The following is an 11,608-nucleotide window of genomic DNA, read 5'->3' on the forward strand; positions in this document are numbered from 1 at the left end:
GACGCGGGCGAGTACGCCCGGGAGCCCGGCGCGGCCCGCTCACGCCGCGCGGTCCGCGGTGACGGCGCCGCGTGCCGCGGGCAGCCAGGTGCGGTAGCGGCGTAGCGCTCGTCGCTGCCGGAGCTGCTCGGTGACCAGGGCGTACGCCGGGTGGGTGCCAGGTGTGGGGCGGTTTCCGCGGGCGATGCGGCGCAGCTGGTGGCGGACCTGCGCCATGCCGGCGGCGGAGGCGAGGGCCTTGTCGGACCAGTTCACCGGCCGCAGCTGCCGGTCGGCCTCGCGGCCGTCGCGCCAGCGGCCGGGCAGGTCCGGGGTGACGGCGAGGGCGGTGCCCATCCCGATGAGCGCCACGCCGCCGGCGAGGACCTTTTCGGCGGTGTCGCGGCGGGTGATGCCGCCGGTGAGCATCAGCGGCAGCGGGCTGGTCCCGACGAGGTCCTTCGCCAGGTCCAGGAAGTAGGCCTCGCGGGCCTGCGTACGGGCGTCGGCGGGGCGGCCGGACATCGCCGGGCTCTCGTAGCTGCCGCCGGACAGTTCGACCAGGTCGACGCCGAGCGGCGCGAGCATCGCGATCACCTGCCGGGCGTCGTCGGCGTCGAATCCGCCGCGCTGGAAGTCGGCGGAGTTGAGCTTCACCGCGACAGCGAAGGACGGCGAGACCGCGGCGCGGACGGCACGGACCACGTCCAGCAGCATCCGGGCCCGGTTTTCGAGCGGTCCGCCCCATGCGTCGGTGCGCCGGTTGACCAGGGGGGACAGGAACTGCGACAGCAGGTAGCCGTGCGCGGCGTGGATCTCCACGCCGTCGAACCCGGCCGCTTCGGCCCGCGCGGCGGTGACCGCGAACCGGGCCACGGTGGCTTCGATCTGCTCGGGGGTCATGGCGACGGGCCGCCCGAACCGGCTGCTGTGCTTTCCCAGGTCGACGCCCACGGCGGACGGCGCCCACACCACACCGGGCATGTCCGCCTGGATCTGGCGGCCGGGGTGGTTGATCTGCATCCACACGGCCCCGCCGCCGGACTTGGCCGCCGCGGCCCACTCGGTGAACGGTTCGAGCGGCGCGGCGTCGTCGAGCACGACGCCCGCCGGGCCGGTCAGCGCCTCGGCGTGGACCATGACGTTTCCGGTGATCAGCAGCCCGGCGCCGCCGGCGGCCCAGCGCCGGTACAGCCTCAGCAGCCGCCGGTCGGGCAACTGGCCGTCACCGGCCATGTTCTCCTCCATCGCCGCCTTCGCGATCCGGTTGCCCAGCGCCGCTCCGGAGCGCAAGGGCAGCGGCGAGAACAGCTCGCTGGTCATCCGTGATCCCCTCCTTCGTCTCGATCGCCTACGATGTGTGCACCGTTTACATTAGAGGACGATGTGAGCACCGCAAACATGAGGGGAAGCGTCCTGTGCCACACGAGGGTGCGTACCACCACGGCGATCTGCGCGCCGCCTGTCTGCGTGCCGCGCGGGAATTGCTGGAGGAGGACGGCAGTGCCGGGCTGTCCCTACGGGCGGTGGCACGACGGGCCGGCGTGTCGGCGACGGCCCCCTACCGCCACTACGCGGACCGCGACGCGCTCGTCTCCGCGGTCGCGGCGCAGGGCTACCGGGAGCTCGCCGGACGCCTGGCCACGGCCCACCCGTCCCCCGCGACGGCCGACGACCTCGCGACGGTCGCCGTCGCGTACGTGCGCTTCGCGCTCGACCATCCGGCGATGTTCCGGGTGATGTTCGCGGAGCCCTGCGATCCGGGCAACGAGGAACGGGCCACCGCGACCGCCGCCATCTGGGAATACGTCCGCGGCATCGTGCGCACCACCTTCCCCGGCGCCGATCCGGCCGCCTTGTCGACCGCGGTGTGGGCCCTGGTTCACGGCCTGGCGTTCCTGCACCTCGACGGCAAACTCGACACCGCCACCCCCGAGGCGGTCGCCGGTCAGGTGCGCGCCGCCGTCCACGCACTGTTCGCCGCCTCACCGGCGGTCCCACAGACGGCGACGCCACCGACCGGGCAAACCGGGACCTGAGCGGGCCGCGCGGCCCGACGCGCCACGCCGGGCCGCGCGCACTCGGGAACCGACGGCGTCGGAAATGATGCCGCGTATGAATGATCCACAGAACACCGGCAAGGCCGGTCGGCGCGCCCGGTCACGACGGCTGGTCCCGATGGCCGGCCGCGACCCGGAAGAGCACGGACGGGTCTCCTCGCCGCTGGAGCTGCTGTTCGACCTCACGTTCGTGGTCGCCGTCGGCACCGCGGCGTCCCACTTCGCCGAGATGGTCGCCGAGGGGCACGCGGCGCCGGCGGTCACCGCGTTCGTGCTGGCGATGGTCGCGATCAGCGTGGCCTGGATCAGCTTCAGCTGGTTCGCCTCCGCCTTCAGCACCGACGACTGGCTCTACCGGGCCCTGACGATGGTGCAGATGATCGGTGTCGTCGTGTTCACGCTCGGCCTGCCGGCCATGTTCCACTCGGTCGAGGTGGGCGGACACCTCGAACTGCGGGTGATGGTGATCGGCTATGTCCTGATGCGGATCGCAATGGTCTCGCAGTGGTGGCGCGCCGCCCGGCAGGCCCCCGCGTTCCGGGCCGTCGGGGTGGCGAACATCCGCTGGACGGTGGTCGCCCAGCTCGGCTGGATCGTGGTCGGCTTCGCGCGTCCGCCGCTCGCCGTCGCGTTCGTCGCGTTCGTCGTACTCGGGGCGCTGGAACTGCTGCTGCCGGTGCTCACCCAGGGCAGCGCCGGTGGAACCCCCTGGCATCCCCACCATGTCGCGGAGCGGTACAGCCTGTTCGCGATCATCGTGCTCGGCGAGGGCGTCGTCGGCACCGTGGCCTCGTCGGGCGGTCTCCTCGGCGGCGCGGACGGAACGCACTGGAGCGGTGACGCGATCGCCGTCGTCGTCGCCGGGGTGGGGCTGACCTTCGGCATGTGGTGGGTCTACTTCGCCACCCCCTTCGGTGACGTCCTCGTACACCGTCGCCGCCGCGGATACCTCTTCGGCTACGGACACATCCCCCTGTTCATCGGGATCGCCGGGGCCGGTGCCGGGCTGCACGTGGCCGGACTTCAGCTGGAACACCACTCCGGGCTGAGCGGCGTCGCGGTGGTCCTGTCCCTGGCGCTCCCGGTCGGCCTCTACCTGCTGATGGTCTACCTGCTGCACACCCTGCTGCTGTCCGCGGCAGACCGGCTCCACCTGCTGCTGATCTCCCTCACGCTCGCCGTGCTCCTCGCGGCCGTCCTGCTGTCCGCGGCCGGTGTCCCCGTCGCGGTGTGCTTGCTCATCGTCATGCTGGCCCCTTTCGTCACCGTGGTCGGCTACGAAACGGTCGGCCACCGGCATCAGCGGCAGATGCTGGAACGGCTCGATGCGCAGGATCACTGACGTCACCCGACAGCGCGCCCTCGGGCCCAACTGCCCGCTCGCCACGGTGATGAGCGGGTGGCCCGCTACGCGATGGCCGCAACCCGTGCTCACAGCGTCACGTGGGTGAGAAAGGTGCTGCGGCCGGGGCAGGTGGTTCGCGGGAGGTAGAGCGCGTGGAGAGGCGCGTAGACCGGAGGTTCGAGGGTGACGATGTGCGCCTTGCCGCCCGCGGCGGGGCCGGGTGCTGTCGTGACGAAGGCGATGTGGCGGGTGCCGATGACGGCGGTGACCGGAGGTGTGCCTTGGCGGTCGGTGCGTTCGATGCGGGGTTCGAAGCCGGCCTGGCGGCAGTGGCCGATGAGGAGGTCGGTGTAGTCGGAGTGGCCGGGGGTGCCCCAGACCATGAAGGGTTCGTCGGCGAGTTCGGGGAGGGTCACGGTGGTCCGGGCGGCGAGGGGGTGATCTGAGGCGACGGCGATGTGCAGGCGCTGGTGGCCCAGGGTGGTCCGGGTCAGGCCGTGGGCCGGCGTGATGGCGCGGCACAGCCCGATGTCGAGGTCGCCCGCGAGGAGCGCGGCCGTCAGCTCGGAGGGGTAGCGCTGGTGGGCCTCGGGGACGATGTCGGGGTGCGCTTCGGTCACGGGTGCGAGCAGGGTGACGAGTTCGTCGCCGGTGACGGCGGGGGTGTAGCCGATGCGAAGCGTCTCGGTCTCGCCGCGCCCGATGCGCCGGGCACGGCGCAGGGCGGAGCGGGCCATGCCGTTGAGCACGTGGGCGTCCTCCAGCAGGGCCGCTCCGGCGGGCAGTACGGTGACGCCGGTGCTGCCCCGCTCCAGCAGGGGCACACCGACCTCGCGTTCGAGGACCCGGATGGAAGCGGACAGGGCTTGCTGGGACAGGTGCAGCCGGGCGGCGGCGCGGGTGAGGCTGCCTTCCTCGGCAACGGCGACCAGGTGTTCGAGCTTGTTCAGGTCCAGTCGCACGTCAGCATCCCAGAACTCAGTAGTGGCGGACGGTGAATAAGAGGTCGACGGCCGAAGGGCGGCGCCCCAGGCCGATACCCGGCGCGGCAGCACACAACACGGCGCGCAAGGCCTGGCCGGTCTGGAAGCGGCTGATGCGGCCGTTCGAGGAGAAGATCTGCCCGTCGGCCCACGCGGCAAGGTCGCGGTCGGTGCCTCCAGGTGGTGTGGCCGAGGGCGCCGACGCCGGCGGGCCCGCCGTACCGGAACACGGCAGGTGCGGCCCGCCGGGAGAGCGTGCGGTCAGCGGGTGGTGTAGCCGCCGTTGGGGAACATCGTCTGGCCGGTGAACCACCATCCCTCGGTGGCCAGGAACCTGATGATCGGGACGATGTCCTCGATGTGGGTGAGCTGGTTGCCCATCGCCTGCGACTTGTGGAACGCCACCCGCTCCGAGGTTTCCTGCGGGTAGAAGAACGGCGTGTCCATCGGACCGGGTGCCACGGTGTTCACCGAGATGTGGCGGTCGGCGAACTCCTTGGCCGCCGCCCGGGTGAAGTGCTCCAGCGGCGCCTTGCCGCCGGCGTACGTGGAGTAGCCGTCGGTGAAGGCGGCAAGCAGCGACGTACCCAGGCTGATGATCTTGCCGTGGTCGTTCAGCCGCCGCCCGGCCTCTTGGATGAAGAAGTACGCGGCCTTCGCGTTGATGCCGAACATGCGGTCGTACTCTTCTTCGGTGGTCTCCAGGATCGGCTTGCGCAGCACCATCCCCGTGGTGTTCACCGCGATGTCGACACCGCCGAAGGTGTCCACCGCCGTATCGAAGAGCCGCCGTACGTCCGCGACCTCGGTCAGGTCCCCCTGGGCGGAGACGGCCTGGCCCCCGGCCTTTTTGATCTTCTCCACCGTCTGCTCGGCTTCGCTTTCGGAGCTGTGGTAGTGGACGACCACCTTCGCCCCGGACTCCGCGAAGGTCCGGCTGATCAGCCCGCCCAGGTTCTTCTCGCCCCCGCCGACGATCGCCACCTTGTCCTGCAGAGTGTTCTCGGCCATGGTCCGCACTCCTCACGTTCTTGCCGGTGACCGACTTGATCACCTTCTGCATACGACACTAGGTGGACATTACGGTCATCGGGTAACAGAAGTTTCGAGTCGCCCCACAAACATCATCGATACCCCCAGGTGGCGACCCGGCCGCCGCCCTCAGTGCCCGCGTCCGAGCGGACGAGCAGCTCGCTCGGCCGAAGCGGGACGGGAGCGGGACGAGAGTGGGACGGGAGGGGGCCGGAGTGGGCTGCCTGGCGGAAGTACGGGAGGGGACCCCGGCCGTACTCGTCTCGTCACGAGGGCCGGCCGGTCACCGCGCCCGACGGTCGGCGCATGGGGGGGCTGGACGAGCGCGATTACGCCCCCCGCATCACCCGCAAGGGTTTTGGTCCCTTACCGCGATCTGCATTTCCGCGTTCTACGCGTGCACGCGCTTGCTCCCTTCAACCACTGTACTTCCCCCGTTGCCGGGGCTTCGATGGACAGCAGTAGGAGGTGCGAGCAGTTCTCGTTCCGGCCTCGCCTGCGGATGGTGCACCGGGCGTGAATCACGGTTGCCGAGTCAGGCGGACCGGTGGGGCCCGACACCTCGTAACAGTGCCGTGCCGCCCTGATGCCCCGGCGGCGGTGACCACAGCCAGAACTCGAAAAAGCGCCCAGAACTCTGCGGGCGGGAAGCGAGTTCTTCGCTGACGGCGACCGGCGAATACGCGGTGAACGGACTCGCCGCGCCAGCGGCCGCGAGTCCGTGCGACAGCGCGTCCGCACCACCACCGACGTTCGTCGGTCCGCTCCCTTTGTAGTGAGGAGATCCGATGCCCTCCATGTCATCTCCCCGAGGCGATTACCCCCTGCTGGCGGAGGTCACCGGTCCCAAGGCTCTGCGGGCGCTGCCGGAGAACACGCTGCCCGGCCTGGCGCGCGAAATCCGTGCCTTCCTGGTCGACAAGGTCGCCGCCAGCGGCGGGCACCTGGGCCCCAATCTCGGGATGGTGGAGCTGACGCTGGCGTTGCACCGGGTCTTCGATTCTCCGCAGGACACGCTGCTGTTCGACATCGGTCACCAGGGATATGTGCACAAGCTGGTGACCGGGCGGGCCGACGGTTTCGACCGGCTGCGCCGGGCCGGGGGCCTGTCCGGGTATTTGTCCCGGCCCGAGTCCGAGCACGATGTGATCGAGAATTCGCACGCCTCGACCGTGCTGGCGTACGCGGACGGGCTGGCCAAGGCCCGCGAGCTGACCGGGGAGAGCGACCGGGCCGTGGTCGCGGTGATCGGGGACGGGGCGCTGACCGGCGGCATGGCGTGGGAGGCGCTTAACAACATCGGTGGTGCCGAGCGGCCGGTGGTCGTGGTGCTCAATGACAACGGCCGCTCGTACGCGCCCACCGTCGGGGGCCTGGCCGATCATCTGCGCCTGCTGCGCGAGCGGGTGCACGGCGGGTGGCGCCCGGAGCCCGGTGACCTGTCGGAGGACCGCTCGGCAACGGAAACGGACCACAATGTCTTCACCTCGATCGGCTTCGCCTACCTGGGTCCGGTCGACGGGCACGACCGTGCAGCACTGGAACAGGCACTGTCGGTCGCGCATGGGCTCGGTACGCCGGTGGTGGTGCACGCCGTCACCCGCAAGGGGAAGGGCTACGAGCCGGCCGAGCGGGAGCCGAACGACCGCATGCACACCTGCGGCGTGATCGACCCGGCCACCGGGGCCACGGCGAAGAAGGTCACCGCGCCCTCGTGGACCCGCGTGTTCGGCGAGGAGCTGTGCGCGCTGGGCCGACGGCGCGGGGACGTGGTGGCGCTGACAGCGGCCATGCCCGGCCCCACCGGACTGGCCCTCTTCCGGGACTCCTTCCCGGGCCGGTTCTTCGACGTGGGCATCGCCGAGCAACACGCGGTGACCTGCGCCGCCGGGCTGGCCACCGGCGGGCTGCATCCGGTGGTCGCCCTGTACGCCACGTTCCTGACCCGGGCTCTGGACCAGGTGCTGATGGATGTGGCCTTGCACCGGCTGCCGGTCACCTTCGTCCTGGACCGCGCCGGCATCACCGGGCCGGACGGGCCCAGTCACCACGGCATGTGGGACCTGACGCTGCTCGGCGCCGTGCCCGGGATGCGCGTCGCCGCACCGCGTGACGCCGACCAGCTGGCCGAGCTGCTCGGCGAGGCGCTGGCCCATCGGACCGGGCCCACCGCCCTTCGTTTTCCCAAGGGCCAGGTGGGCCCGGACGTCCCGGCCGTCGAGCGCACCGGCCCGGTGGACGTCCTCTACCGACGTGGCCGCCGCGATGTGCTGCTCGTCGTCTCCGGTCCGCTGGCCCCGGAGGCCGTGGAAGCCGCCGTACGGCTGGCCGCACTGGGCATCGGCGTCACCGTCGCCGACCCCCGCTGGGTCCTGCCGGTGCCCGGGGAACTGATCCGGCTCGCCGACGGCCACCGGCTGGTGGTCACGGTGGAGGACAACATCCGCCACGGAGGCCTGGGCTCCGCCGTCGCCCAGGCTCTGACCGATACCGGTTGCTCCGTCCCGGTCCGGATTCTCGGACTGCCCGGCCGCTTCCTGCCGCACGCGGCCCGCGGCGAACTGCTGGCGCGCTCCGGCCTCGACGCACGGGGCCTGGCCCAGGCCGTCCTCGCCGCTCGCGCCGGTCGCCCTCTTGACGACTGCGACGGGAGTCGGTGATGGCCGCCGTCGACCTCGGCGTGCCCGTACTTCCCCGGACTCCGGTGCGTCGCCGCTCACGGCAGATCCATGTCGGCGATGTCCGCGTAGGCGGCGACGCACCGGTCTCGGTCCAGACCATGACCACCACCAACACCGCCGACGTGGACGCGACCCTGCAGCAGATCGCCGAGGTCACCGCCGCCGGCTGCGACATCGTGCGGGTCGCCGTGCCCACCGCCGACGACGCCGCCGCCCTGCCCACGATCGCGGCCCGCTCTCCGATCCCCGTCATCGCCGACATCCATTTCCAGCCCCGTTACGTCTTCGCCGCCATCGAGGCCGGCTGTGCCGCCATACGCGTCAATCCCGGCAATATCAGGAGGTTCGACGACCAGGTCGCCGCCATCGCCGCCGCGGCCCGTGCCGCGGATGTCCCCATTCGCATCGGCGTCAACGCCGGCTCCCTGGACCGGCGCCAGCTGGCCAGGCACGGAAGCGCCACCCCCCGGGCTCTGGTCGACTCAGCCCTGTGGGAGTGCTCGCTGTTCGAGGAGCACGGTTTCGAGAACCTCAAAATCGCCGTCAAGCACCACGATCCCGCCACCGTGATCGCGGCCAACCGGCTGCTGGCCGAGCGTTGCCCCTATCCGCTGCACCTGGGGGTGACCGAAGCCGGACCGCCCTTACAGGGCGCGATCAAGTCCGCGGTGGCCTTCGGGGTTCTGCTGCAGGAGGGCATCGGCGACACCATTCGCGTATCGCTCTCCGGCCCGCCGGTCGAACAGGTGCGGGCCGGCTGTCACATCCTGGCCTCGCTCGGTCTGCGCCCGCGAAGGCTGGAGATTGTCTCCTGTCCCGGTTGCGGCCGTCTCCAGGTCGACATCCACCGGCTCACCGCCCGGGTGGAAGCGGCCTTCGACGGCTTCCCCCGCCCGTTGCGCATCGCGGTGATGGGCTGCGTCGTCAACGGCCCCGGCGAGGCCCGCGAAGCCGACCTGGGTGTCTCCTGCGGCAACGGCAAGGGACAGATCTTCCGCAAAGGCGAAGTGCTGCGCACGGTTCCCGAGGCGCAGATCGTCGAAGCGCTCGTCGAGGAGGCGCTACGGCTGGAGGCCTAGCCGCCGAGGCAGTGGGCCGGCGGTCGGCGTGCGGAGGGGCGATACGGCGAGTGGTCCGGCCGCGGAAGGAGGTGAGGCCCGAGCCGTCACAGAGGGGTCCAACAGCGCGAGGAAAGGACGGCCGCATGGCCAGGAGAAGGAAGAACCTGCTCGACATCGCGATCGACCGCACGGGCGATATCAACAAGGACACCCGGAAGGCGCTCCGGCGCGGCTTTCGGAGCAAGAAAAAGAAGAAAAAGAGCGCCAAGAAGCTGGCGCGACGGAACAACCGGGACATCAGGATTCTGGCCGCACAGATCCAGAGCCTCACCCAACATCTGGCCGCCGACAAGAACTCGGTGAAGGACACGTAGCAATCCGGCGCGTACGCCTCCGGGACACTCCACACAGATGAGGTGAGTATGGCCAAGGGGCGTACGCGCCGCACTGCCACCATCGCTTTGCGCGCGGTCTACGGCGAGGTATCGCGCACCGCGTCCTCCCGGTTCAAGAAGAACGGGACACCGGACGGGCTCACCGCCAAGCGGCAGCGGGCCGTCAACATCCGCACCACCCTGGAAGAACTCGGCCCGCTGTACATCAAGGTCGGGCAGATCCTGGCCACCCGCCCGGACTTCGTGCCGCAGTACGTGCGGGACGAGCTGGAGCTCCTCAACGACGAGGCCACCGTGGCCCCGTTCGCCAGTTTCGAGGCGGTCCTCGCGGACGAACTCGGACCCGACTGGAGGCAGCACTTCCGGAGCATCCGGACCCACGAGCCGCTGGGGGCGGCTTCACTGGCGCAGGTCTACAAGGGCGTCCTGGCCGACGGCACGCCGTGCGCGGTCAAGGTGCAGCGTCCGGGCGCCCGGGAGGCGGTCTCGGGGGACATGGAGGTACTGCGCAGGATCGCGCGGCTCATCGCGAAGAGCGCCCCCCATTTCAGCGAAGTCGTCGACGTCCAGGCCATCCTCGAAGTCCTCTTCACCATCATGAAGAACGAGCTCGACTTCACCCTCGAAGCCCGCAACATGAAGAAGGCACGCAAGACGGCCAAACACTTCAAACGCATTTCCGTACCCAAAGTCATCCTGGCCACGCCCCGGGTACTCGTCCAGTCCTTCGCCGAGGGCGTGCCGATCAACAAGGTCAAACCCGACAGTCTGACGAAGAAGCAGCGGAAGAAGCTCTCCTACGAGTTGATCTCTTTCATGTTCCGATCCTACTTCGTGGAACGCTTCTTTCACGCCGACCCCCATCCGGGCAACGTCATCGTCACCGAGCGCGGCCGGGCGTATCTGATCGACTGGGGCATGGTGGGCCGGATCGACCGGGGCACGAGCGCCGCCCTGCTGGGAGCGCTCCTGGCCTTTTCCCGCAATGACGGCGCGGGCTTGGCCCGGCAGTGGATCAACCTGGGTTCGCTGACGCCCTGGAGTAACAGCACGGCCTTCGCCGGTGACGTCGCCCGGGTGCTGCCCAACTGGTACGACGCCACCCTGGAGGAGCTGAACTTCGGCGTCGCCTTCATGTCGGTCGTGAAATACTCCACCACCCGCGGCATCCAGGTGACCCCGACGGCCACGATAGCCGGCAAATCCGTCGCCAACATCGAAGGCTGCGTCCGGTACATCTACCCGAAACTGAAACTCGCCAAGGCGCTCAGGGGCGTACTGGAGGAAACCCTGCTGGAACTGTGGCGCGAGGCCGCCGCCCCCGACCAGATCGCCCAGTGGTCCACAGACGTTCTCGCCATGATGAACGCGATACCGGGCCAGCTGCAGTCCGTGCTCGACGACGTGTCCGGCCGTCAGTTCACCGTCCAGGCCCGGACCAACTTGGGTGACCCCGTCAAGGCGGGAGGCAGGCAGCGCCTTTCGACGGGCACGAAACTGTCCACGACGGTAGCGGTCCCCCTGGCCCTGGCCATGGCCCGGATGAGAAGGAATACTCCGCCGAGCCGGAACGAGCCATGAAAAGGGAATGCAGAGCGACGGAACCGGCCTGTGTTCGACGCGTTCACGTGCCTCCGCGGTGAAATTCTTGTCCGCCAAGGGGGGCGCCGCTTGGGTGGAAAGTGCACTGCCCGTCCCGGGCTTGTGCGGTGTGGAAACCGGCTGCCTTGGCAAGGGAGACCAGCTGCGCTCCCCGGCCCCCGTGCCGGCACATCGTGACCACTGACGACCGCCGAAGGAGCCCGCGCATGCCTCGGTCCTCCCGTAAGGAACGTGAGACCCTCCACCGTTCCGCCCCCGCTGCCGCGAGGCCGCAGCGTCCGCGGCGCGTGCTGCTGGCGGCCCCGCGGTCGTTCTGCGCCGGGGTGGAGCGGGCCGTCGATGTCGTCGCCGCGCAGCTGGAGCAGGGCGGCGGTACGGTTTAAGGGAGCGAGCAGTGCGTGCACAAACCCCCATTGGTGGGGGGGCAGGGACGCCGTTGCGCGTTGGTGGTGGGGGGGCGCGAGGCTGTG

Annotated in this window: 10 protein-coding genes; 7 read left to right on the forward strand and 3 right to left on the reverse strand. The window is 70.2% G+C overall.

The window, feature by feature from the left end:
- Positions 1 to 39: 39 nt before the first annotated feature.
- Positions 40 to 1,302, reverse strand: a complete 1,263-nt coding sequence (locus ACFV57_RS40095; protein WP_385243366.1) for an NADH:flavin oxidoreductase/NADH oxidase family protein — start codon at positions 1,300 to 1,302, stop codon at positions 40 to 42.
- 95 nt (positions 1,303 to 1,397) lie between these two features.
- Between ACFV57_RS40095 and ACFV57_RS40100 the strand changes: the two genes are divergently transcribed.
- Positions 1,398 to 2,018 (forward strand): TetR/AcrR family transcriptional regulator, encoded by a 621-nt coding sequence (locus ACFV57_RS40100; RefSeq protein ID WP_385243369.1) that lies wholly within the window; start codon positions 1,398 to 1,400, stop codon positions 2,016 to 2,018.
- Positions 2,019 to 2,157: 139 nt separating this feature from the next.
- The gene (locus ACFV57_RS40105) at positions 2,158 to 3,381 is read left to right on the forward strand and encodes a low temperature requirement protein A (protein WP_385243393.1); all 1,224 of its coding nucleotides are present in this window, start codon (positions 2,158 to 2,160) and stop codon (positions 3,379 to 3,381) included.
- Positions 3,382 to 3,470: 89 nt separating this feature from the next.
- Here the strand turns inward: ACFV57_RS40105 and ACFV57_RS40110 are convergent, their stop codons facing one another.
- Together ACFV57_RS40110 and ACFV57_RS40115 are read right to left on the reverse strand one after the other, a co-directional pair.
- On the reverse strand, positions 3,471 to 4,346 hold the full coding sequence (locus ACFV57_RS40110) for a LysR family transcriptional regulator (protein ID WP_385243372.1): 876 nt from the start codon (positions 4,344 to 4,346) through the stop codon (positions 3,471 to 3,473).
- 282 nt (positions 4,347 to 4,628) lie between these two features.
- Positions 4,629 to 5,378, reverse strand: coding sequence for an SDR family oxidoreductase (locus tag ACFV57_RS40115; RefSeq protein ID WP_385243375.1), 750 nt, complete (start codon positions 5,376 to 5,378; stop codon positions 4,629 to 4,631).
- Positions 5,379 to 6,196: 818 nt separating this feature from the next.
- Here ACFV57_RS40115 and ACFV57_RS40120 point away from each other — a divergent pair.
- The 5 genes from ACFV57_RS40120 (at position 6,197) to ACFV57_RS40140 (ending at position 11,521) form a co-directional block, all read left to right on the forward strand.
- Positions 6,197 to 8,059: a 1-deoxy-D-xylulose-5-phosphate synthase gene (locus ACFV57_RS40120; protein ID WP_385243378.1), complete on the forward strand. Its 1,863-nt coding sequence runs from the start codon at positions 6,197 to 6,199 to the stop codon at positions 8,057 to 8,059.
- Positions 8,059 to 9,159, forward strand: a complete 1,101-nt coding sequence (gene ispG, locus ACFV57_RS40125; protein ID WP_385243381.1) for a flavodoxin-dependent (E)-4-hydroxy-3-methylbut-2-enyl-diphosphate synthase — start codon at positions 8,059 to 8,061, stop codon at positions 9,157 to 9,159. The genes ACFV57_RS40120 and ispG overlap by 1 nt, the downstream gene beginning before the upstream one ends.
- Before the next feature lie 125 nt (positions 9,160 to 9,284).
- Positions 9,285 to 9,515, forward strand: coding sequence for a hypothetical protein (locus ACFV57_RS40130; protein WP_385243384.1), 231 nt, complete (start codon positions 9,285 to 9,287; stop codon positions 9,513 to 9,515).
- 48 nt (positions 9,516 to 9,563) lie between these two features.
- Positions 9,564 to 11,117, forward strand: a complete 1,554-nt coding sequence (locus tag ACFV57_RS40135) for an ABC1 kinase family protein (RefSeq protein WP_385243396.1) — start codon at positions 9,564 to 9,566, stop codon at positions 11,115 to 11,117.
- Positions 11,118 to 11,344: 227 nt separating this feature from the next.
- Positions 11,345 to 11,521, forward strand: coding sequence for a hypothetical protein (locus ACFV57_RS40140; protein ID WP_385243387.1), 177 nt, complete (start codon positions 11,345 to 11,347; stop codon positions 11,519 to 11,521).
- Positions 11,522 to 11,608 lie beyond the last annotated feature (87 nt).

The organism is Streptomyces sp. NPDC059788, assembly GCF_042732265.1.
Taxonomy (GTDB): domain Bacteria; phylum Actinomycetota; class Actinomycetes; order Streptomycetales; family Streptomycetaceae; genus Streptomyces.